This window comes from Anabaena sp. WA102, assembly GCF_001277295.1.
Taxonomy (GTDB): Bacteria; Cyanobacteriota; Cyanobacteriia; order Cyanobacteriales; family Nostocaceae; genus Dolichospermum; species Dolichospermum heterosporum.
In genome coordinates, this window is the sequence record NZ_CP011456.1 from 4,007,536 (window position 1) to 4,030,389 (window position 22,854).

The 22,854-nt window shown below is 37.7% G+C and carries 21 protein-coding genes and 2 pseudogenes; 14 read left to right on the forward strand and 9 right to left on the reverse strand.

Translation table 11 applies throughout. The features are described from left to right. Positions 1 to 156: 156 nt before the first annotated feature. Positions 157 to 1,665 carry a pyruvate kinase gene (locus AA650_RS17440; protein ID WP_053539974.1) on the forward strand — a complete coding sequence of 503 codons (1,509 nt, stop codon included), beginning with the start codon at positions 157 to 159 and terminating at the stop codon, positions 1,663 to 1,665. A 446-nt stretch (positions 1,666 to 2,111) separates the two neighbouring features. Further along, positions 2,112 to 2,414, forward strand: coding sequence for a 30S ribosomal protein S14 (rpsN, locus tag AA650_RS17445; RefSeq protein ID WP_027404105.1), 303 nt, complete (start codon positions 2,112 to 2,114; stop codon positions 2,412 to 2,414). A 227-nt stretch (positions 2,415 to 2,641) separates the two neighbouring features. On the opposite strand, the gene AA650_RS17450 is transcribed toward rpsN, so the two are convergent. Continuing rightward, on the reverse strand, positions 2,642 to 2,971 hold the full coding sequence (locus AA650_RS17450; protein ID WP_053539975.1) for a hypothetical protein: 330 nt from the start codon (positions 2,969 to 2,971) through the stop codon (positions 2,642 to 2,644). Between the two features lie 53 nt (positions 2,972 to 3,024). Here AA650_RS17450 and aat point away from each other — a divergent pair, with 53 nt between their 5' ends. The 3 genes from aat (at position 3,025) to AA650_RS17465 (ending at position 6,310) form a co-directional block, all read left to right on the forward strand. Further along, complete coding sequence (gene aat, locus AA650_RS17455) at positions 3,025 to 3,600, forward strand: leucyl/phenylalanyl-tRNA--protein transferase (protein ID WP_053539976.1); 576 nt, start codon at positions 3,025 to 3,027, stop codon at positions 3,598 to 3,600. A 350-nt stretch (positions 3,601 to 3,950) separates the two neighbouring features. Further along, positions 3,951 to 5,138: a glycosyltransferase family 4 protein gene (locus AA650_RS17460; protein ID WP_053539977.1), complete on the forward strand. Its 1,188-nt coding sequence runs from the start codon at positions 3,951 to 3,953 to the stop codon at positions 5,136 to 5,138. A 125-nt stretch (positions 5,139 to 5,263) separates the two neighbouring features. Next, positions 5,264 to 6,310 (forward strand): cyanophycinase, encoded by a 1,047-nt coding sequence (locus tag AA650_RS17465; protein WP_190383816.1) that lies wholly within the window; start codon positions 5,264 to 5,266, stop codon positions 6,308 to 6,310. A gap of 143 nt (positions 6,311 to 6,453) precedes the next feature. Here the strand turns inward: AA650_RS17465 and AA650_RS28755 are convergent. The 7 genes and pseudogenes from AA650_RS28755 to AA650_RS17490 all read right to left on the reverse strand — a co-directional run. After that, positions 6,454 to 6,567: pseudogene (locus AA650_RS28755) on the reverse strand (DUF29 family protein); the annotation flags it as partial. 22 nt (positions 6,568 to 6,589) lie between these two features. Next, on the reverse strand, positions 6,590 to 6,886 hold the full coding sequence (locus tag AA650_RS17470) for a helix-turn-helix domain-containing protein (RefSeq protein ID WP_053539979.1): 297 nt from the start codon (positions 6,884 to 6,886) through the stop codon (positions 6,590 to 6,592). 14 nt (positions 6,887 to 6,900) lie between these two features. After that, positions 6,901 to 7,194 (reverse strand): type II toxin-antitoxin system HigB family toxin, encoded by a 294-nt coding sequence (locus tag AA650_RS17475; RefSeq protein ID WP_053541325.1) that lies wholly within the window; start codon positions 7,192 to 7,194, stop codon positions 6,901 to 6,903. A 42-nt stretch (positions 7,195 to 7,236) separates the two neighbouring features. Beyond that, a pseudogene (locus tag AA650_RS28120) lies at positions 7,237 to 7,452 on the reverse strand (hypothetical protein); the annotation flags it as partial. Positions 7,453 to 7,596: 144 nt separating this feature from the next. Next, entirely contained in the window at positions 7,597 to 7,872 is a 276-nt protein-coding gene (locus AA650_RS17480; RefSeq protein WP_053539980.1) for a lipopolysaccharide assembly protein LapA domain-containing protein, read from the reverse strand. 112 nt (positions 7,873 to 7,984) lie between these two features. Next, positions 7,985 to 9,415, reverse strand: coding sequence for a DUF4335 domain-containing protein (locus tag AA650_RS17485; protein WP_053539981.1), 1,431 nt, complete (start codon positions 9,413 to 9,415; stop codon positions 7,985 to 7,987). Between the two features lie 160 nt (positions 9,416 to 9,575). Continuing rightward, positions 9,576 to 10,202, reverse strand: a complete 627-nt coding sequence (locus AA650_RS17490) for a DUF3038 domain-containing protein (RefSeq protein ID WP_053539982.1) — start codon at positions 10,200 to 10,202, stop codon at positions 9,576 to 9,578. A gap of 631 nt (positions 10,203 to 10,833) precedes the next feature. Between AA650_RS17490 and AA650_RS17495 the strand changes: the two genes are divergently transcribed. From AA650_RS17495 to AA650_RS17515, 6 genes are all read left to right on the forward strand, one after another. After that, a complete protein-coding gene (locus AA650_RS17495; RefSeq protein WP_027404117.1) occupies positions 10,834 to 11,352 on the forward strand; it encodes an adenine phosphoribosyltransferase in 519 nt (172 codons plus the stop codon). Between the two features lie 20 nt (positions 11,353 to 11,372). Then, positions 11,373 to 11,552, forward strand: coding sequence for a hypothetical protein (locus AA650_RS28125; protein WP_190383830.1), 180 nt, complete (start codon positions 11,373 to 11,375; stop codon positions 11,550 to 11,552). After that, positions 11,488 to 12,534 (forward strand): ABC transporter permease, encoded by a 1,047-nt coding sequence (locus tag AA650_RS17500; protein WP_053539983.1) that lies wholly within the window; start codon positions 11,488 to 11,490, stop codon positions 12,532 to 12,534. Before AA650_RS28125 ends, AA650_RS17500 begins: the two co-directional genes overlap by 65 nt. A 67-nt stretch (positions 12,535 to 12,601) precedes the next feature. Beyond that, positions 12,602 to 12,874 carry a hypothetical protein gene (locus AA650_RS17505; RefSeq protein WP_039200884.1) on the forward strand — a complete coding sequence of 91 codons (273 nt, stop codon included), beginning with the start codon at positions 12,602 to 12,604 and terminating at the stop codon, positions 12,872 to 12,874. Between the two features lie 22 nt (positions 12,875 to 12,896). Continuing rightward, entirely contained in the window at positions 12,897 to 13,328 is a 432-nt protein-coding gene (locus AA650_RS17510; RefSeq protein ID WP_199924285.1) for a hypothetical protein, read from the forward strand. Between the two features lie 391 nt (positions 13,329 to 13,719). Next, entirely contained in the window at positions 13,720 to 15,591 is a 1,872-nt protein-coding gene (locus AA650_RS17515; RefSeq protein WP_053539985.1) for an AIPR family protein, read from the forward strand. Between the two features lie 65 nt (positions 15,592 to 15,656). Here AA650_RS17515 and AA650_RS17520 read toward each other — a convergent pair whose 3' ends face one another. After that, positions 15,657 to 17,873 (reverse strand): hypothetical protein, encoded by a 2,217-nt coding sequence (locus AA650_RS17520; RefSeq protein ID WP_053539986.1) that lies wholly within the window; start codon positions 17,871 to 17,873, stop codon positions 15,657 to 15,659. A 628-nt stretch (positions 17,874 to 18,501) separates the two neighbouring features. Between AA650_RS17520 and AA650_RS17525 the strand changes: the two genes are divergently transcribed. The 3 genes from AA650_RS17525 (at position 18,502) to AA650_RS17540 (ending at position 22,525) form a co-directional block, all read left to right on the forward strand. Beyond that, entirely contained in the window at positions 18,502 to 19,656 is a 1,155-nt protein-coding gene (locus tag AA650_RS17525; protein WP_234413218.1) for a glycosyltransferase family 4 protein, read from the forward strand. Between the two features lie 325 nt (positions 19,657 to 19,981). Further along, positions 19,982 to 21,133 (forward strand): glycosyltransferase family 4 protein, encoded by a 1,152-nt coding sequence (locus tag AA650_RS17535; RefSeq protein ID WP_053539989.1) that lies wholly within the window; start codon positions 19,982 to 19,984, stop codon positions 21,131 to 21,133. 117 nt (positions 21,134 to 21,250) lie between these two features. After that, a complete protein-coding gene (locus tag AA650_RS17540; protein WP_039200873.1) occupies positions 21,251 to 22,525 on the forward strand; it encodes an ABC transporter ATP-binding protein in 1,275 nt (424 codons plus the stop codon). The last annotated feature ends 329 nt before the right edge of the window (positions 22,526 to 22,854 follow it).

Genomic DNA, 22,854 nt, shown 5'->3' on the forward strand with positions numbered 1-22,854 from the left:
TGAAAGGATTAGTTAACAGTAGGTAAAAAGTGAATTTAAATGTCCGTTATAGTCCAATACAATTCAGTCAAGAATTTTTCTTCTCTCTGTGACCTCTGTGCCTGAAGTGGTTCGTTAAAAAAAGATTTTTAAATTAGTGGAGTTGAATTTATTAATATGCGGTCTACTAATATAGAGTTGGATTTATCTGATCCTTGTATTTTGCTTACCACATTACAAGAACTTCGTCAATCTGTTGATGAGGAAGGAAAAGAAATATTTCAAAGATGGAAAAAGCAAATTCACCGACAATCTTTTATTAATAGTAGTCTCAATCTTGCCTATTATTTGGCACTAAGAAGACACGATTTACGCGAACTGCAAGCGGCTTTAATGCCTTGGGGTTTGTCCTCATTGGGGAGGATAGAAGCTAAGGTTTTACCGACTTTAGATGCGGTGATTGCCACATTACAGGCAGTTTGTGGCACAGATAAGGATTCTATGATTATACATCCACCTTTGGACGCATTTTTTGAAGGCGATCGCCTACTTCAACAAAATACCGAAGATTTATTTGGTAACACCCTTGATAACCGTCGCGTCAGAATCATGGTAACGTTACCCAATGCAGCCGCTACCAATTACGAATTCCTGCGGGATATCATTGGGCAAGGGACAAACTGTGTGAGAATTAATTGCGCCCATGATACCCCCGTTGAATGGTTAGCAATGATTAACAATGTCAAACAAGCAGAATTAGAATTAGGATCTGCCTGTAAAATTCTCATGGATTTAAGTGGTCCAAAAACTAGAATTAAATTTGTCCTTACCCCCAGTCCCAAACAACGAATATTTAAAGGTGAATCTCTTCTCCTTACCCATGAGTTACCCACGACTATTAATTCTGAATTTTTTCAAGTTACTTGCACAATTCCCGAAGTATTAACAGAACTGAAAATTGGCACATTAGTTTGGATTGATGATGGGCGCATTGGTGCTTATGTCGAGTCAATTACATCCGAGGGAGTATGGTTAAAAATCACCCATGCCCGTCTCAAAGGTGAAAAACTATTACCAGAAAAAGGCATCAATTTTCCTGACACTGACTTACATTTGAGTTCTTTAACAACAAAAGATCAACAAGATTTAGATTTTATCACCACCCATGCCAATCAAGTTGATATTATCGGTTATTCCTATGTGCAAACACCCGCAGATATTCAACTTTTGCAACAAGAATTAGCGACAAGATTACCAGAAAATTCTCCCACACCTGCCATAGTTGCCAAAATAGAAACACCCTTAGCAGTGAGTAATTTGCCAGAATTAATTATTCAAGCCGCCGGGAAACAACCCTTTGGAATTATGATTGCCAGAGGAGATTTGGCGCTGGAAATTGGTTATCAACGGCTGGCAGAAATTCAAGAAGAAATACTATGGTTATGTGAAGCTGCCCATATCCCGGTAATTTGGGCAACTCAGGTCTTAGAAAATCTTGTTAAACACGGAATGCCGTCACGGGCAGAAATTACTGATGCTGCCATGTCAGAACGGGCAGAATGTGTCATGCTCAATAAGGGTGATTATATTATTGAAGCCGTAGGCATCTTAGATGATGTCCTCACGAGAATGCAAGCCCATCAAGTCAAAAAAACACCTCAGTTACGGGCTTTACATTCTTGGTAAGGGACTTCCAAATAAAAAAATACTCAACCACCTAACGCAAAAATCTCTCAAACCCTTATTCCTCTGTGTCCTCTGCGCCTCTGTGGTTCGTTAATCAGGATAATTTATTTCTTGGAAGTCCCTAAGTAGGTTGGCGTTGAAAATTGTGGTTATGGCAAGAGGCAAGAGGCAAGAGGCAAGAGGCAAGAGGCAAGAGGCAGAGGCAAGAGGCAAGAGGCAAGAGGCAAGAGGCAAGAGGCAAGAGGCAAGAGTAAAGAAGTTTTCAGCGATTTTACGTTTTTTTACACAGTTTGATTTTATTGTGTATTCTGACTCCTGACTCCTGACTCCTAGCCCTCACAGACAACTTTTTCAGCAAACCCTACTTACTTTATTACCATTTTTTCTATAATCGCCAATAAAGGTGTAGAATAGAGAATGCTGTCTTTCATTAGATTAGGGAATTCATGGCGAAGAAGAGTATGATTGAGCGCGAGAAGAAACGCGCCAAAATGGTAGCTAAGTATGCTGAAAAGCGAGAAGCACTATTAGAAGAGTTTAGAACAGCAGAATCTCCGTTGCTGAAGTTAGAAGTTCACCGTAAAATTCAACAACTACCCCGTAACAGTGCGCCTACTCGTAAGCACAACCGTTGCTGGTTAACTGGTCGTCCTAGAGGCGTTTACCGTGATTTCGGCTTGTCTCGGAACGTACTCCGGGAATGGGCCCACGAAGGTCTTTTACCTGGTGTTGTTAAGTCTAGCTGGTAGAGTTAGTTGTCAATGGTCAGTGGTCAGTAGAAGGAGGCAAGAGGCAAGAGGCAAGAGGCAAGAGGCAAGAGGCAAGAGGCAAGAGGCAAGAGGCAAGAGGCAAGAGGCAAGAGAAATATCAATATCCCCCTGTTCCCTGTTCCCTGTTCCCTGTTCCCTGTTCCCTGTTCCCTATTACCAATGACCAATGACCAATGACCAATGACCAATGACCAATGACCAAGTTATTATTGTCCACAACAATAATCAATTCCCAGGCTATCTAAGAGTAGATCGCTAACGGCGTTGGCGATCGCAAACTCTCCAAAAAAACTTTTAGAAAAATCAAATGATTGCATCTCTGTAACAATGGCAATTACCAGAGAACCTAAATCATTTTCTCCCTCCATGCGTTGTCTCACAAAAATCTGTGATGCCCGCTGGGCAATATTTTGATTGATTGCTTCAGGAATAAACTCTTCATCAAGCCAATGTAACAGGTTTTGTTGTAACCATTCACCTTCTTGCTGGGGATTTTCCGAAGGAGGTAAGGTAATAGATGGAACTACTGAAGTCATTTTTGTATATTTTATATAGAATTTGTTTGCTAGGGTAATCTTAGAAGAAGATAATGGAATATGATGTTGCTGCTATTGTTCGGGGTTATGCTCAAGGTTATTTTCTCATGTCTGATGAAAGTAATAACCTGGGATGGTATGGAAGTAAGGAACGGACTCTAATCCCTTTGGATGAACGCTTTCGCTATCCTAAGTCATTACAGCGCGTCATTAACCAAGAAAGGTTTACAGTCGCCATTAACCGGGACTTTTTAGGAGTGGTTGCTGGCTGTGCTAACCGGGACACAACTTGGATTTCTCTAGAATTAGTCAAGATTTATGAGTTACTTTACCAAAATGGTTACGCTTATAGTTTTGAAACTTGGTTTGATGATAAATTAGCTGGGGGAATTTTGGGAATTGTCATTGGTGGTGCTTTTATTGGTGAATCCATGTTTTTCAACATTTCCGAAGGTTCTAAAGTAGCAATGGTGAAGTTAGTGGAAAGATTGCGTCAACGGAAATTTAGAATATTTGACGCACAAATGATGAATCCTCATTTAGCTAGATTTGGCGCTTATCATATTAGTAGTGAAGAATATGCAGTTTTACTTAAACAAGCTGTATCAAGTTCTTGTAACTTAATTTAAGGAGTCAGGAGGTAGGGGCGCAGGGCCTGCGCCCAGTCAGGAGTTTGAACAAAAAAAATTCATAAGGATTGCTATGTATAAGAAATGAAACATATAGCAATAATATTTGATTTATGAAAAGATACGTAGGGTGCGTCAGATATTACAAATCTGTTTATTGATACAATTTATGCAGTCTGACGCACCCTACAATACCTAATTTTTTTCAAGAATCAAATATGAGTTCTATATTTTTGAATATTATGGCAAAATATTCTCTGTTCCCTGTTCCCTGTTCCCTGTTCCCTTTTTTTTTGAGATAATTATAGTTTTTAAACTTTTGAGATTTTTGTCAATCATCGGGGAGTCAAATGAAGATATTAGTGCTGAGTTGGGAATTTCCACCGAGGATAGTTGGGGGAATTGCTCGTCACGTTGCTGAGTTGTACCCGGAACTAATCAAGCTAGGTCATGATATCCACCTAATCACGCCAGAATTCGGTCCAGCATCCTTGTATGAGGTGGTTGAAGGAATTCATATCCATCGTGTCCCAGTACCTGCTAGTAACGATTTTTTCCACTGGGTGGTAAACTTAAATGAGAGCATGGGAAAACATGGTGGTCAGTTGTTGACCGACAAAGGTCCATTTGATCTGATTCATGCCCATGATTGGTTAGTTGGAGATGCAGCGATCGCTCTCAAGCATACCTTTAAAATTCCCCTCATTGCCACAATTCACGCCACCGAACATGGACGCTATAACGGCATTCATAATGATACCCAACGCTATATTCATGATAAAGAATATGCACTAGCTCACAATGCTTGGCGAGTCATTGTTTGTAGTGAATATATGCGTCAGCAAATGATCCAAACACTACATATTACTAATGATAAAATTGACGTAATCTATAATGGCATCCGTCCAGAAAAGAAAATACATCATCAAGATTTTCATGCTCAAGATTTTCGGCGACGATTTGCCGCAGATTATGAAAAAATTGTGTATTATCTTGGTCGCATGACCTATGAAAAAGGCGTACCCATATTACTTAATGCCGCCCCCAAGGTACTATGGGAAATGGAAGGTAATGTTAAATTTGTTATCGTCGGTGGTGGTAATACTGACCATCTTAAACGTCAAGCTTGGGATTTGGGAATTTGGCATAAGTGTTACTTTACTGGGTTTCTGACTGATGAATACTTAGATAAATTTCAAACAATTGCCGACTGTGCAGTTTTTCCCAGTCTTTATGAACCCTTTGGTATAGTTGCCTTAGAAAGTTTTGCCTCTCGCGTACCAGTCATAGTTTCCGATACTGGTGGTTTACCGGAAGTAGTTCAACACGCAAAAACGGGAATTACCACTTGGGTAAATAACTCGGACTCTGTAGCTTGGGGAATATTAGAAGTTTTGAAAAACCCAGATTATTGTCAATGGTTGGTAAATAACGCTTATGCAGATTTAGAAAAAAGATTTAGCTGGACAAAATTAGGTAAGCAAACAGAAATGGTTTATAAAAGAGTAGTGCAAGAACGAGCAGAAATTGTCTGGTAACGAGAATCAAAGATTACGCTGATAATTTGCCATAAAAAAACACTACAAACCCTGTACGCTAGGAATTTAGCCTTGGACAATGCGAAAGTTAGAAATGATTGCTGTTTGCTTGACAAGATTTTAATATGATAAAGGCATTCCTAAATACATCCAAGCGTTTGCATAATGCAAAAAACAGCTTATTGAAGATGATAAATCGTATCCTAGATCGTTTAACAGCCAAGTTAAAACGGTTCTTTGAGGATATCATCGCCGATAGTCAGACTCCCACCGCCAAACCAGCTTATAAACTCCCTAAATTAGCTGGTCCTGTTCATAACTTAGGTGGAGGTGGTCCTGATGTTGATGACGCTATCCAATGGATGATTAATCAAGTCAGGGGTGGTAGTTACAGCGACAATAAAGTTAATGTTTTAGTCATTCGGGCTGCTGGTAATGATGATTACAATCAGTTAATTTATCCCATGAGAGGTGTCAAATATGTAGAAACTCTCATCATTCGTAATCGTCAAGAAGCGAACAGAACCGATATTTTTGATAAAGTCAGAAATGCTGGCGTAATTTTCTTTGCGGGTGGTGATCAATGTGAATATATTCGCCACTGGAAAAACACTAAATTAGAAGTTGCTATCAAGTCAGTTTACGATAAAGGCGGTGCGATTGGGGGTACAAGTGCCGGGGCGATGATTCAAAGTGAATATGTTTATGATTCCTGTGCTTGTGAAGATAGTATTGAAACTCATGAAGCCCTTGATGATCCTTACGGGAATATTACCTTTACCTATAATTTTTTCCAGTGGAAATATTTGCGCGGAACTATCATTGATACCCACTTTGATGAACGCAAAAGAATGGGAAGAATTATGGTTTTTATTGCCCGACAAATTCAAGATGGTGTATCTTCAAAAGCGTTAGGGATAGCAATTAGTGAACAAACATCTTTACTAGTTGATAAATATGGTATTGCTAAAGTTGTGGGTAAAGGTTCAGCCTATTTTGTCTTAGGAGATCATCTCCCAGAAATTTGTGAAAAGGGGACTCCTCTCACCTATCACGACTACAAAATCTGGCGAGTTCCTAGAGGTGATACTTTCGACTTAAATAAATTACCCTCACGGGGTTATTATCTCAGAAGTGTGAAGCGGGGAAGGTTTGATTCCGATCCTTATTAATACCATTTCTCTACACAAATCTACCTCATAAGCCCACTCATGTAGTTCGTAGTGAGGGCTTCAGCCCTCAAATTTGGACTAAAGTCCTCACTACAAACTTTGGCTTTGTAATTATTGGTGTGTCATAATTTCTAGTGTATTTGCTATTGTGGCAACCAATTTTCATCTAAAATTAATTCTAAAGCATAAACATATTCTTCGGGAAATGTAGAAATTATCAATCCTGTTTGTTTAGCTGCTTGACGACGGGCTTTTTCATAGCTTTCTGATAATCAATAATCAGTGAGTCATTTCATTTAAAGCTATATTAATTATTTCTTCACTAACTCCATGATGTTTTAAATTTTCAATAAAAGTAGAAACTCCTTGATTACGACTTTCTAAATAATATAATATGGCTGCGATAGGAGATGGAGGATCAATAGGATAATTTTGTTGTTCATAAACTTCTACTAAAGTCGTTAAAATATCTAATTTTTCATATTCTGGTGTATCAGGTTCAGCGTTAAAAATTTGTTCGATTTCTTTTAATGCCTGTTGATAATCTGATTCTGTTCTAATGGGTTTTAAGTTCATAATATCAAACCTCCTTAAACAATAGTAGCATCTATTTTGTCATATTCTTGATGAGTACCAATAAAGCGAATAAAAATAATGCCAATTTCATAACGAATATGGATAATTAAACGATAATTATTACCTTTAATATTAAAAACTACTCGGTTATTGGCAATAATACTGACATTAGCATAAACTTCTTTAATATCTGATGGAATTTGCCAATTTGCACGGGAAGCATCATCAAACCATGCTTTTAAAGGCTGTTCTATATCAGGATGTTTTTGCCAATATTCTCTTAGGGTACTCCGAGCAATAATTCTCATTGTTATAATTTTTATTAAACTGAATTGTTGTTTTAGACTTGACAGGTTTTCAGGATCTAATTCTTGAGTTTTACCTGCTTGATCTTCTGCTAATGCTGCTGTTGCAAGTTTGGCAAGTACATCATGAGATTTAGCAAATGCTTGATCCCAACGAGTTTCATCTTCTATTTCTTCGAGGATGAGTAAAGCAATTCTATCTTGTTCGGTTTCAGGAAGTTGCTTTATTTGTGCAATGGCTTTTTCTAGTAATTGAGTCATAGTTTTTACTGTTAATCATTATCTATTGTAGTAGATATGAGACAGCCAGGGAATAAATTCCCTGTCTAAAAGCAAAAGTCGGTTTTAACCGACTAATAATTATCTCTTCCTCTTTGCGTCTCTGCGCCTCTGCGTGAGAAAACTCTAAAAATCCTCATCATCAACAAAAAACTCTGCATCTTCATCTATTCTAGATTGAGACTCTCCCAACCCCCAGAGAGGCTGCAAAACTGCTGTACCTAATAAACCGACAGCCACACTAAAAGCTAACATTAACCCAAAGGGAATTTGTATGGATTGAAAGACCAAAAACCGTAAAGATACAGGAGTAGCATTTTGGACAGAAATTAGAGCGATCGCCACTACCCAAACAGCTATAATTACTAATATGAAAAAATTTGCCAAAATTTTGAATATCATAACTGGAAAAATCTTTCCGTGATAGCGCAGCGTAACGTAAGTCATGGGTTAGGAGTCAGGAGTCAGGAGGAAGAAGAAAAAAATTTTTCCCCAAACAACTGACAACTGACAATTATTTGTATCCCTTCCAATACATAACTTTTAATTCTCCCTTGGGTGTAAATACTACCTGAAAATGAGCTAGAGGTTGTTTATTATCAGGTGCAGCTACATTTGAGCCATAAACTGATTGAAACATCTGAGGTAGAGGAGTTTCCCGGAAATGATCAAAAGCAACTTGATTAAGTGGTTCATAGTCAGCTATTACGCCTTCTTTATTCACCGCTACTCGATATTTTAAATCCTTAGCAAAGGTAGGAGTAACACTCCAATTTTGACGAATTGTACTATACAGCTTTTGATTTAAATCCTTAATTTTACTGGTATCAGTAATTTTTTCGCCAGTTACTTCTGGTGTTTTAGCGTATCCTAACCAGGGACTAATTTCTAGAAACCCTTTTTGGGTAAATACGACTTTGAATTGAGCAATAGGTTCATTAGGGACGCGATTAGCAGGATTATAAAGTAGTTTAGGCAGTGGTGTTTTCTCGATTGCGTCACTAGCTTTCTGATTTACTGCTTTATAACCAACGACACTACCATCGGCAGCGACACCTAAACGATACACTAAATCCTCTGGTAATCCTGAGCGATTTGTCCAAGCTGGATGAATTTGATTGTAAACTTGGCGATTTAATGCCCGTAATTGAGATGGATCTGTTATTTCTGGAACTATCTTTAAAAGTGCTTCCAAATCCTTGGTAACGGGGGTTTCTGATGCTGTGGGTGTGGTTGTAGGGGTGGCTGCTGCTGTGGGTGTAATTGAGGGTGATACTGATGCTGTGGGTGTGGAAGTGGAAGTGCTGGACTGTATTTCTGGTTTGACTTGAGGTGGACGGAGTTGGGGTGCAGGAATTAAACTAAAGGCTACGGCGGCTACGGCGAGGCTGGATACGCCGACGGTAGCGGGGATTGCCTGTTTAAGCAAGGTTTGACTAGAACCACCATAACTGCGATGAACTGGGTGTAGTTCTAGGGATAATTCTGGTAAAGTCTGGCTATCAGCAAAAAACTGATCTACGGCTTCAACTAAATCAAATAATTGGACTGTGTTGAGGACGATTTGCAGCGGTTGTCCGGGGTTGTTGTTTCCCCCTTGATTGTCTGCTGTGATTTCGGAGTGAACAATTAATTTGTGTCTGTTGCTGTCAATTTTTTGTAATTCAACTAACTCTGAATTTTGATGTTCAAATTTTTTGCCTTGGGGATTGGGTATATTGCTTAAAACTTCTTGAGCGTAAGCACTAACGGCTCTAACTAAGCTTTCAAAAAATTCCCTACCTCCACTTATAGGTTGATCATAATTAGATAAATGGCATTCTGCATTCACTAATATGGATAGTTCGGGACGTAGTTCTTGAAAGTTAGCTGTCCGTGTCATGTCACTCAACCCTTCTAGGAGCAGGGTGCAATTAGGTAAACTATATTTACGTTGGATATTCATTTTATTTGCAAGAAAATGGGCTGAAAGCCCCGGAATTAAAACCTAAAAAACCTAAAAATTTTTAGGCTTTAATGTCTTTTAAGCCGGGGATGAAAGCTACAAGAGGAGATTTATCCCCCAGTGACTTATGGTGTTACACTATTTGTAACAGGAAAGGTAATCAATCTACTTCACCGTCAAAAAGAGAAATCCAGTACCGCTGCATTCCCGCCGTACCTGTGCAGAATAGTAATTTTCCTAATAAGTCTATAGCTAGTTCATCTAATTTTTCATCAGAAGTTAATGCTAGTACACCGGAACGCCGGGAATTCATCCGACTTTTAAAGTGGGTTCTAAACCTTTCTAGGTAATTAGCTAATCTTAAATTTTGTTCTGGGGGAATCTGTTTTTGGGCTAATTGTTGATATATGGTTAGTAATTGCCGAATAACGACTGTTAACCGCCGAGCGATGTAACAAGCAATGACTACTAGAGCTTTGGCTTCTAAAATATCTAAGGGACGGCGACTATGCGCTCTCCTCATGGGGTTAGAGGCTCGCATTCGCCAAAGGTTTACCCGATTTTTGATGATTCCTTGGAGGTCTAATTCTTCCGCAAAGGATAAAATGGCTTCAGAACCGCCTAGTTCTAAGGCTTCAATGGCTAGTAACATTAAATCTATTTGCAATCTAGTTCTGGCTGGACATACTTGGCCTGCGATCGCTGGATCTGGTAGAGTATCCAAAATCATCGGCGTTCCCTGGGCGTTTGGGCTGTTTAAAGATGGGATACTAGCGGAGACATTCATTCTAAAAAATACCTTATGCGTTTCCAATAAAGTGATTGATATTAACCTCTTATGGCTAATCGCTGGCGCGATATGGCAGTTCAATTATATACATTACGACCTATGATTTTTGACTTTTGACTTTTAATTTTCGACTTTTGACTTGCACTTTGCGGTACTAGTAGTCTGTCAAATAAATTTTGACGGATAAAGAAGAAATGAACCACGAAGGACGCAAAGAGCGAGTTAGCGAAGCGTCCCGTTAGGGATAGGAAGAAGGAAGAGGAAAAATTTATTTACCCGTCAATTAGTTCTTGACAGACTACTAAGTAGGTGAACACAATAAAACCAAACTGTGTAAAGAAATGTAAAATCGCCCAAACCCTCTTCACTCTTGCCTCTTGCCTCTTGCCTTTTGCCTTGCCATAACGACAATTTTCAACGCTCACCTACTTAGTACACAAAGGCGTAAATAAACCAACCATGATAAATATCCCGAAAGCCTGTACCGTATTCGGTTTGACTTTTGACTTCCGAGAAAGCGGCGTTAGTCTCTAGGTTATGACATTATAGGGTAGGATTTGGCAGGGATTGGGGAAATTTTTCGCCTCTTACCCTTTGTTTCTTGATTGACCACTAACTACTCACAAATATGGATTTAAAATCTCTGATTCGTGATATACCAGATTTTCCTAAGCCGGGAATTTTATTTCGAGATGTCACTACTCTATTAAGCGACCCAGCGGGATTGCGATATACTATTGACCTTTTAGCACAAAAATGTTCAGAAATTGAACTTCAGGTGGATTATATTATCGGCATGGAGTCGCGGGGGTTCATTTTTGGTGCGCCTGTGGCTTATAAATTAGGTGCGGGGTTTATTCCTGTTCGCAAAAAAGGGAAATTACCAGCAGCGGTTCACTCTATTGAATATCAACTAGAATATGGTACGGATACATTAGAAGTACATCAGGATGCTTTAAACCCAGGTTGCAAAGTTTTAATTGTGGATGATTTGATTGCTACTGGTGGTACTGCTAGTGCAACAGCAAAGTTAGTACAAAAGATTGACTGTGAACTTGTGGGGTTTGGGTTTATCATCGAACTACAAGATTTGCAAGGACGGAAACATTTACCTGATGTCCCTATTATCTCACTGGTTGAATATTAGTCAGTCAGGAGTTCAGGAGTATGGCTAACGCCACGCTTCGCTATCAGGAAGTAGGGGCGCAGGGCCTGCGCCCATTCAGGAGAAGAAAGAAGAAAGAAAATTATTCAATTACCAATTACCGATTACCAATCATAAATGACAAATACAAAAATTTCCTTGGAGACAAGTCGAGACTGGCTGATAAGGTCAGTTACGAATGAAACTTTTATTTATGTGATGAAACGGCTTTTACAGGCGCTATTGACGATTTTTTTAGCGTCGGCTTTGTCATTTTTTATTATGAAGTTTTCTCCAGGGGATTATGTAGATACCCTGCGACAAAATCCGAAAATTTCCCCAGAACGGATTGAAGAAATTAGACAGCAATTTGGTTTAGATAAATCTTGGCCAGAACAGTTTGGATTTTGGTTGCAGCAAATCGTCACTAAAGGTGATTTTGGCACAAGTTTTGTTTATCAACGTTCTGTGTCGTCGCTGTTATGGGAAAGAGTTCCAGCCACGTTGTTATTAGCGATCGCTTCTTTAATTATCACATGGGCGATCGCTATTCCTTTGGGGATTCTCGCGGCTGTGAAACAAAATCGCCGCACTGACCAGGTTTTACAGATAATTAGTTATGCTGGTCAAGGTATTCCCAGTTTTATCACTGTCTTATTTTTGCTATTTTTTGCTCAACTGACTACGCCACTTTTTCCAGTGGGTAATATGACCAGTATTAATCATGCCGACCTGACATGGTTAGGTAAAATACTGGATATCGCTTGGCATTCAATTTTACCATTAATTGCTTTAAGTATTACCAGTTTTGCTGGTTTACAACGGATTATGCGTGGTCAATTATTGGATGTTTTACGCCAAGATTATATTCAAACTGCTCGCGCTAAAGGACTTCCAGAAAACCGAGTTATTTATGTTCATGCTTTGCGAAATGCTATTAACCCATTAATTACTTTATTGGGTTTTGAATTAGCAGGTTTGTTAGGTGGTGCATTTATTACAGAAAATTTCTTCAACTGGCCAGGTTTAGGGAAATTAACTCTACAAGCTGTTTTAGCCAAAGACCAATATTTAGTCATGGCCAGCTTGGTAATGAGTGCAGTATTATTAATTATTGGTAATTTAATCGCTGACTTAATTTTAAAAGCAGCAGATCCGAGAATTAAATTAGAAGACTTAAATTAAGAAAGTAGGGGCGCAGGGCCTGCGCCCTTAACTCCACCAATCACCAATTACCAATCACCAATCACCAATGATTTATTATATTATTCGTTCTAGAAGTGATGGTAAATATCTCACAGCCCGCGTTGATGATGATACATCAGGATATTTATTATTGTTTAAAGAAGATTTCGAGGCAATGAGTTATCTAAATACTCATGCTGCCGATTTAGCAAACCGCTTGACAGTCGAACCTCTTGCTAGTAACCAAATAGGTAGTTTGCTCAAACGTTGGGGTTTTGCAGGTGTGGGAATTGTCAACGATCCCTTATTACCTGAAATTGAATTTTTACAGCATATTTAAATATCAACAAAGCAGTAAAAGTATGAACATGAAATTAGCGATTTATACTACATTATTGACGATAGCCTTGCTGTTAATGCCAATTAACTATAGGCTAACATTAGCAGGGACTTGTGCTTCTCGTTGTGGTTCTGCACCCCTACATTTTACGCCAGGACAATATATTCGGGTGAAAGTTGTGAATCACAGTTATGGATCTGTGAAATTAGAACAGTTACCAGAAATAAGACAAACAACCTTAAAGCCGGGACAAAAATTACAATTTGACCTACGAGGGGACGAACTTACCGAATTTTCTCTGATGTTTTGGGATGATGGGGGAAGATATGTAAAAGGTGTGGTGTCTAAACCGAATTTTGGGACATTGGTTTTAGAAATTCGTCCTAATAGTCGAGATTATCCAGGCTATCGCTCTCTTTATATTCGCAATAATGGACAAGTTAGTTTATTGTAGTGTAAAGGAGCTTATATTTAACATAAATCTTACAATATGGTAATATCGGCTCTAGTAAAGGCAGGGAATTTACCGCTATTGGTGATGGTGTTAATCTCGGTTTCTGGATATTATTATCTACAGGGAAAATATACAGGAACTTTTACCTTTTTGTTGTATAGGAATGGAATAGACGGAAAATGAAGGTATAATAAATAGTTAGGCTTGTCAATTTAATGACCTTTAATTGAATACTCAAAAAGAATTTACTTTTATTAAGATAAGTAGGTGAACACAATAAAACCAAACTGTGTAAAGAAATGTAAAATCGCCCAAACCCTCTTCACTCTTGCCTCTTGCCTCTTGCCTTTTGCCTTGCCATAACGACAATTTTCAACGCTCACCTACTTATATGCTTACGAAAGAATTTTACAACGTAATTGATAGCAACCTTAATATACTTTTAGAAAAATATCAAGATGATGAATTCATAAAAAAACATAAAAAACATAAAGGTGCTATAAACAATCAAAAATCTTATGCCCTCTTAATTTGGTTTCTCGAATTTTACGGTAGAAAATCTAACTACAAAGATTTTATTACGGATGGTGACAAAGATAGTTCTTGCGACATTGTTTTTGATAACACAAACAATCAAGGAGATAAAATTTTTTATGTCGTTCAGTCAAAATGGAACAATGCTGATAATTCAGAAAAAGAAACTGATAAGGATGAAATACTGAAAGCACTTAATGATTTTGACACTATTTTACGAGGAGAAAAACAAAATGTTAATGAAAAAATCAAAGCAAAATTAGAGGATTTGGATAATCACCTCAAAGCTAATGGAGAGGTTAAATTTATATTTTTGACACTTTCTCAATATAAAGGAGGAGCGGATGAAAACATTAGTGTTTTTAGAAAAAATGATGAAAAAACTAAATTTGAAGTAATTGATATAAATCGCATAAAAGTAGATTATATTGACAGAATATATAAAAAAATAGAACCTTTAAATCCTCTAGAAAGTTATCAAAATCCAGAAGAAAATCCTGTTACTCTAGAAATAGTTCAAAAAAATGGAGTTGTTAAAATAGAGAAGCCTTTTGAGGCATATATGTTTTTACTTCGCCCCAAAAGTATCTATGATTTATTTGAAAAATATGGATTTGCTCTTTTTTATAAAAACGTCAGAAATCCTCTCCTTCAATCACAATTCAATGAAGATATAGAAAGAACTGCGGTGGACAATCCTGCCTATTTTTGGTACTACAATAATGGTATTACAGCAATTACTTATTTCTTACCTAGTATTGGTAGAAAAGCTGAAAAAATAGAATTAACAGGATTGCAAATTATTAATGGCGCACAAACTGTTTATGCCATTTATCGAGCTTACAAAGATGCCTCACCAACGAAGCGCAAGCAGATGGATAGTGAATCTTTGGTGACTTTGCGCTTATTAAAATCAGGCGGAAAAGATTTTGATTTGAATGTTACTAGGTATACTAATTCCCAAAATCCCGTAGATGATAGAGATTTCTGTGCTAATGACGATATACAGATAATGCTGCAAAACGCATCCTATCAAACTAATTTTTGGTATGAAAAACGACGTGATGAATTTAGAGAAACTCCAGAAAATATAGAAACAGTTTCAAATTCTGTGTTTGCAAATACCTATTTAGCTTACCATTTGCAAGATCCTTCTAGTGTTTTAAAGAACTACAATCAACAAAAACAAACGAGTAAAAACTTGAATTTTATCTCTCATAAAGAACATAAAGATGGTCTTTATGAAAAAATATTCAATGATGAAACAACATTTGAAAATATGCTATGTGGATTGTATGTTTTTGGCGTAATTTATGCTGCTGTACCCCTTCCTTATGAGGAGACTTTTAACGTTGGTTTATATCATTTATTGGCTTTGTTTAAAGTAGGCTTTACAAAATATTTAAAAGCAAAATTTGATGATAGAATAAATGCAAACAAATATATCATCAAAATTTATGAACAAGATGACAAAAAAATTATGATTCAAACTTTTAACTTTATTGATCAGTTTGTTAGGCACCAAGTTGAAGTAAGCGACAATGAGGAAAAAACAGCAGAAAGAATATTCAAGTTCTTATTTGAACCGGCTCACTATGAGAAAATCAAAGAAGCCTTGGAAAATTTAGAACTTTCCGTCGAGGATATTGAAAATGTGATTATTGAAGATAACGAACAACTTATTGAGAGAGAAACCAACGCAGAAAATAATAGCGAAAACAATGATTGATACACAATAGTAGGGGCGGGGTTTCCCCGCCTCCATTGTATTTTATGAGAACGAGAATTGCTGTATCAAATAGGAAACTGATAGATAAGCACCTTGCCTTGCCAATTTTCCTCTACAAATACAAGATATTCATCATTAGCACGACGGAAAGCACGGATACCATAGGGAATATCAACCCAACCACTTTCTTTACCAACTTCTGCACCTGGAGTCATTTTTTTCACGAGTTCTCCCGTAGCAGTTTTGTAAACATATACCTCTGCGGTTTTTACACCCACTGCAAACACATAATCACCAGCTACACTCATAGCTGCGGTAGCAACTAATCCTTTACCTGTAGTGTCGTAGGGAACGACAGTGCGCCATTTGGGAGTGCGATTTCCTTTACTCCAATTATCAAAGCGAGCAATTTCTGATCCTATGACTTTGGCATCATCAGCAAATGCCGGATGTTCAATCGTAAAACCGGATAAATACATAGTATCTGTTTCGGGAAAATACTCAATCCGTCGCAAGTCTTTGAAGGTGCTAGGAGTTTTGAGTTTTTTCATCGAACTATAGGTGTAAATGGGATTTCCTTTACTATCTAATCCCTGTAAAGGATAATGACGAATGCCATCTTCAGTTCGCAAAGTTTTCCAAACATCTCCTTTGCTATCTACCCACCAACCTCCGATATAGGGATAGTCTTTACTGCTATCATATTCATTTTTTTCAAATGCACCATTGCCATTACTATCGCGCCAAATCCATTCTCCGTTTGCAGGTTGATTGGGTGGCCAATTGCCACCAATAGATTGTTTATTCTGATCATTAGTACCAACAAACATCCCAGCAGGAATTGCAATTTCACCATCTGTATTCGGTTGAAACCGATAAATTTGCAAAAAGCTATTGTACATATCTGTCAGGAATACAAAAGGTTTACCTTGAATCCGCCGCACAAAAGTTCCATCTGGTGATGTATGTAGACGTGGATCTTGAGCGTATTTAAAAGGATTAAGTGTGTAGGCTTTATAAGTCCACTGTTTACCAGCAGACTTGCTATAATCCATGACATATTTTTCTTGTTTGGTGAATATATTTACACCATCTGTTTTTGGATCTGTATCTGCATTATCTACAAATATTAATCCTAGTAATTGCCATACTATTTTTCCTGATGGCGAAAATTTTCTTAAATCTGTTCCCGATGCATTAAAGCCATTATTATTTACATAAATATTGCCTTTGGCATCTGTACCAACTCCAGTAATGCCGTAGAGTTTGGATGTTTTTACTTCTCCAGGTACACCACCAAAAACACCTTTTTTATCCCCAAAAGTATCCACCCGAACTGGCTGATTATTAATATTGTAAATTACCAATTGTTGATTAATCCCATTTTCTGCTACTAACAGTCTACCGAGATTATCAATGGCTAATGCTGATGGTTTATCAACATCTGTAATTTCTTTAGGTAATTTCTTTCCGGCTGGAGAATAATTGACAATTTTTCCAAATTTAGCACCTTTTTGATTTTGAATAATCCACAAACTACCTTTTTTATCAATGGTAATTTTTTCGGGACTATTAACGGTAAATTTGTTTATTTCTGCCATTGTTTCGGTGTTATAAACCCGAACAATATTCTCCCCAGCATTGCTAACAAATAGGTGATTATTTATTGTTGCTATTCCTGTGACTTCATGACTTTTGCTGGTAATTAACATACTTTTATCCCAGCCATTCCCTTTCTCAAAAGGTGCAGGTTTTCCTGTTAAGTCATAACGTCTGACGCAATACCAAGTTTGTCCTTGGGGAGGATAATCTTCTTTTGTTTGATCTACTCCACCTTGAATCATAGAAATATAAATATATTTGCTATTTACTGTTATTGCTTTACCCCCTAAACGATTCCAACCATGTGTATCTTCGAGGATAAAAATTGGTTTACCATCTTTATATATTCCTGCTTCACTACCAGCTTCATCCCAAGCACTATTTGTATAAATTGTTCCATCATCTTTGACATACATTCCTTCTATATTATTTTGTACTCGCAATTTACCATTACCAATGGTATTTCCTAACCAAGAAGTAATATATGTAATTTCAGGAGTTCTGACTGCTTTGGATTTTTTAGTTGTGGCTAAATCCATTGTCATACCGACAAATGTTACGAGTAGTCCACAGGTTAAACCCAATAAAATATTGAAAGTTATTTTTTTTCGCCAATATCCCCTCGAAAATAAGTTATGAAGATATTGATAAAGTTTGTAGCAAGTTTTACTAATCTGCATAAATAATTCGGTTGCTGTAAGTAGGTTGGCGTTGAAAATTGTCGTTATGGCAAGGCAAAAGGCAAGAGGCAAGAGGCAAGAGTGAAGAGGGTTTGGGCGATTTTACGTTTCTTTACACAGTTTGGTTTTATTGTGTTCACCTACTTAATATGCTTTTTGAATTTTTAATTTATCCCTGTGGGATAGGCTTTTAAATTCTTACTCATAAATTATAAGGAAATTTTATCTTGCATTTAATTTCATCAAAACTTTATTAATTAAATATATTTTCAAAATGCAAAAATTCAGGAGTAATACAATTGAGGGTGGGGAAACCACGCCCCTACGGATTTGATGATTTTCTGAATATATCTCACTAAATTGATACTGCTATACATAAATAATTTCTCGGTTAATATTTTTACAACTATCTATAATTTGTTATGCAAATATATTTTTTTGATATATTTTATTTATAGAAATGGAATAATTTTTATATTTAAACTGGTTTTGATTCTCAGCGTCGTATTAAAGGATCATGCTGAAAATAAATTATTTTGGCATCGGTAACATAAATAAAAGCGTAAATCAAAATCACTAATTTAAATTTATCTATCACAAGGAAGATAATTACGTGAAAAGTAAAGATATGAAATTAAGTTCAGCGTCAGCATCTATTCTAACTTTGGGTACGGGTTGGTTTCCTAGCCATCCTGGAGGGTTGGAAAGGTATATTTATGAACTAACCCATAAATTAGCAGCATCTCAAGACCAGGTAGAATTATGTGGTGTGGGTTTACCTATAGATGCTAAAAATACACAAATTAAGTTAACTAATTTAGCTTGTCCAGATAGTAAGATTGGTGCTAGGTTATGGTCAATTCGTAATAATTTTCAGAAAACAAGATTAGGTAAACCTGATGCAATTAATCTGCATTTTGCATTATATAGTTTTCCGATTTTAGATATTTTGCCTAAAGGAGTACCGGTTACTTTTAATTTTCATGGACCTTGGGCTTCGGAAAGTCAGGAAGAAGTAGTTAATCAGAAATTCAGTGTTTGGTTAAAGGAACAAATAATAGAACAAAGCACTTATAATCGGTGCGATCGCTTTATTGTTCTTAGTAAAGCTTTTGGTCAGATTCTCCATCAAAAATACCAAATTCCCTGGGATAAAATTCATATCATTCCCGGTGGAGTTGATATTAATCATTTTCAGAATAATCTCTCACGTCAAGAGGCTAGAATCAAACTAGGGTGGCCAACTAATCGTCCCATATTATTTACTTCCCGGCGCTTAGTTCATCGCATGGGAATTGATAAGTTATTGCAAGCTGTAGCTATGATTAAATCTGGCATTCCTGATGTTTGGTTAGCGATCGCTGGTCGGGGACATATTCAAGCTTTACTACAACAACAAGCTAGAGAATTGGGTTTAGAAAACAATGTGCAATTTTTAGGTTTTTTACCAGAAAATGATTTACCTGTGGCTTATCAAGCGGCGGATTTAACTGTGATGCCGAGTCAATCTTTTGAAGGGTTTGGATTAGCTATTGTGGAGTCTTTAGCCTGTGGTACTCCTGTTTTATGTACTCCTGTGGGGGGAATGCCAGAAATCTTAGAGAAATTTTCCCCAGATTTAATTACTGAGGCGATTACTGTGGAAAGTATTGCTGATAAATTAGCACAAGTTTTGCTAGGAAAACTGCCTTTACCTGCTAGGGAAGAATGTCGTCATTACACGATTAAAAATTATGATTGGACAAATATTGCCCAACAGGTACGGCAAGTTATTTTAGCTTAAGTAGGTTGGCGTTGAAAATTGTCGTTATGGCAAGGCAAAAGGCAAGAGGCAAGAGGCAAGAGGCAAGATTGAAGAGGGTTTGGGCTATTTTACGTTTCTTTACACAGTTTGGTTTTATTGTGTTCACCTACTTAGAGGATATTTTAAAAGTGGTATTCCGTAATTTTCATCACATTGCTACCCCTCTTTCCCCTTGTAAAGGGGGGAAACAATAAAAATCCAGTTCCCTCCCCTTTACAAGGGGAGGGTTAGGGAGGGGTAAAAAATATTTGATACATCAACCATAACTTTTCAAACACCCTCTTAAATTGATGATAAAAATTGTATGAAAGTTCTATTTTTAGACCAAAGTGGTAAACCCGGTGGTGCTGAGTTGTGTTTAGTTGATATTGCTAAACCTTATGGTGAAAATGCTCTGGTTGGTTTATTTGCAGATGGTGATTTTAGAAAGCTACTTGCAGAAAATCAAGTCCCGGTGGAGGTTTTGACAACTCAAGCCATTAAAGTTGGTAAACAAAGTGGTTTATTTCAAGCATTAGGTAGTTTAGGGCAAATAGTTCCTTTAATTAATCAGGTTGTGCAACGAGCAAGGAAATATGATTTAATTTATGCTAATACTCAAAAGGCTTTAGTCGTGGGGGCGGTAGCTAGTTTCTTGGCTCGTCGTCCTTTGGTTTATCATTTACATGATATTCTTTCTTTAGAACATTTTAGTAAAACTAATTTGCGAGTTGCTGTTAATTTAATTAATCGTTGTGCTGCTTTGGTGATTGCTAATTCTCAAGCTAGTAAGATGGCATTTTTAGAAGCTGGAGGAAAATCAGATCTAGTTCGGGTTGTTTATAATGGCTTTGCGGCGAAAAATTATGAAGTTGATGAATTAGAAGTTAGAAATTTAAGAGAACATCTCAGGTTGGAAGGCAAGTTTGTAATTGGACATTTTAGCCGTCTTTCTCCTTGGAAGGGACAGCATATTTTAATTGATGCCCTTTCCCAATGTCCACAAGATGTGGTAGTAATTTTAGTTGGTGATGCTTTATTTGGTGAACAGGAATATGTCAAGGATTTACACCAAAAGGTTGCTGGATTGGGACTGGAAAATCGAGTCAATTTTTTAGGTTTTCGCGCGGATATTCCCCAATTAATGACAATGTGTGATTTAATTACCCATACTTCTATTGCGGCTGAACCTTTTGGTAGGGTTATTGTTGAGGCTATGCTGTGCGGTAAACCTGTGATTGCGGCTGAAGCTGGTGGTGCTATGGAATTAGTGGAAGATGGAATTAATGGCTTTTTAGTCACACCTGGAGAACCTCAAAAATTAGCCCAGGTGATTCATAATTGTCGGCAAGAATCTGTAAAAACTGCGAATATTGCCAATAATGCCAGAATTAGTGCTAGTGAACGTTTTGATGTCAGGATTATTAATCAACAAATTCAAGAATTGCTAAAATCAATCATATCCCCAACTTCTTGAAGAAGTCGGGGATCTGGAAGTCGGGGATCTTGGTCTTGGGAAACAACGTATAATATGGTAGTGTATGGGTGGAAATTTTCCGCTTCTATAAATTAATAAATTTTAAAGTGAATTCTCGTGGCACAAGTTGTATTAGAAAACGTTTATAAAAGTTTTCCCAGTCGCGGTGGGGAAGGGGCAAAAGCGCAACAAGACGGCACAGATGGTGTAAGTGTCTTGCGACGGATTAATTTAACCATTGCTGATGGTGAGTTTATGGTGCTGGTGGGACCCTCCGGCTGCGGTAAAAGTACGCTGCTGAGGTTAATTGCTGGCTTGGAGGTGATGACTGGTGGTAATATTTGGGTAGGCGATAGCGCTAGTGCGCCTCCAGGGCTTCGCTTGATTAATGACTTACCCCCCAAAGCCAGAGACATCGCTATGGTGTTTCAAAGTTATGCACTCTATCCCCACATGACTGTATATGACAATATCGCTTTTGGCTTACGTCGTCAGTTTCCAGATGAGGAAGCTGGGAAAAAAAGACTGACTCAATGGGGGGAAAATCTACTGGTAGGATTGACAAAAAAGTTACCTGTGGGATTGCGCTATATTTCTCCAAAAGAAAGAATTGTTGATCAACAGGTGCAAAAAGTTGCAGGTTTGTTACAAATTGAAACTTTGTTAAATCGTTTACCGAAACAACTTTCTGGGGGACAAAGACAACGGGTAGCATTAGGAAGGGCGATCGCTCGTAATCCCCAGGTATTCTTAATGGATGAACCATTATCTAATTTGGATGCTAAGTTACGGGCTGAAACCCGCAGCCAAATTGTCAAATTGCAACATCAGTTGGGAACAACGACGATCTATGTCACCCATGATCAAACTGAAGCTATGACTATGGGCGATCGCATTGCGATTATGTCAGAAGGTAAAATACAGCAAGTTGCAGCACCCTTAGAACTGTATAACCGTCCTGCGAATCGTTTTGTGGCTGAATTTATTGGTTCTCCACCCATGAATTTTATCCCGGTGGAATTTCATGCACCTTTATTAATTACTCATGCTAATTTCCGCTTCACGCTTTCATCTGTTTGGGGAAATGCACTGCAATCTTATGACGGACAAACTTTAATGTTGGGTATTCGTCCAGAACACCTGAGTTTGGGTGTACCTGCTACGAAAAATTTGCCAGTCAAAGTAGACTCAGTAGAAAACTTAGGAAATGACACTTTTCTATCTGTAAAAATTGCTGATCCTGATTTACAAAATCTAGACGGACAAACTTTACAAGCAAGAATTCCACCTGATAGATTCATCACCATAGGTGAGCAACTTTGGCTATCTTTAACTCCTGAGAAACTGCATTTTTTTGACCCCAAAACCGAATTAGCAATATTTCCAAAATAGGGAGAAACAGCGATCGCATTAAGTAGGTTGGCGTTGAAAATTGTTGTTATAGCAAGGCAAGAGGCAATACTTCGACTTCGCTCAGTAACCAGAGGCAAGAGTAAAGAAGTTTTCAGCGATTTTACGTTTCTCTACGCAGTTTGGGACGGTCTACCACTTCCTCTAACATACCTCTAAGATACAAGGTTGGGTTGTGGAACGTGAACGTATCCCTGCGGGACACTGCGTGAACGCAGAGCAACTAGCATGAAACCCAACATGAGCGTTGGGTTGCGCTGTTGCTTAACCCAACCTACAGGAAATGGACAAGGTATTGTTTATTTTGTGGC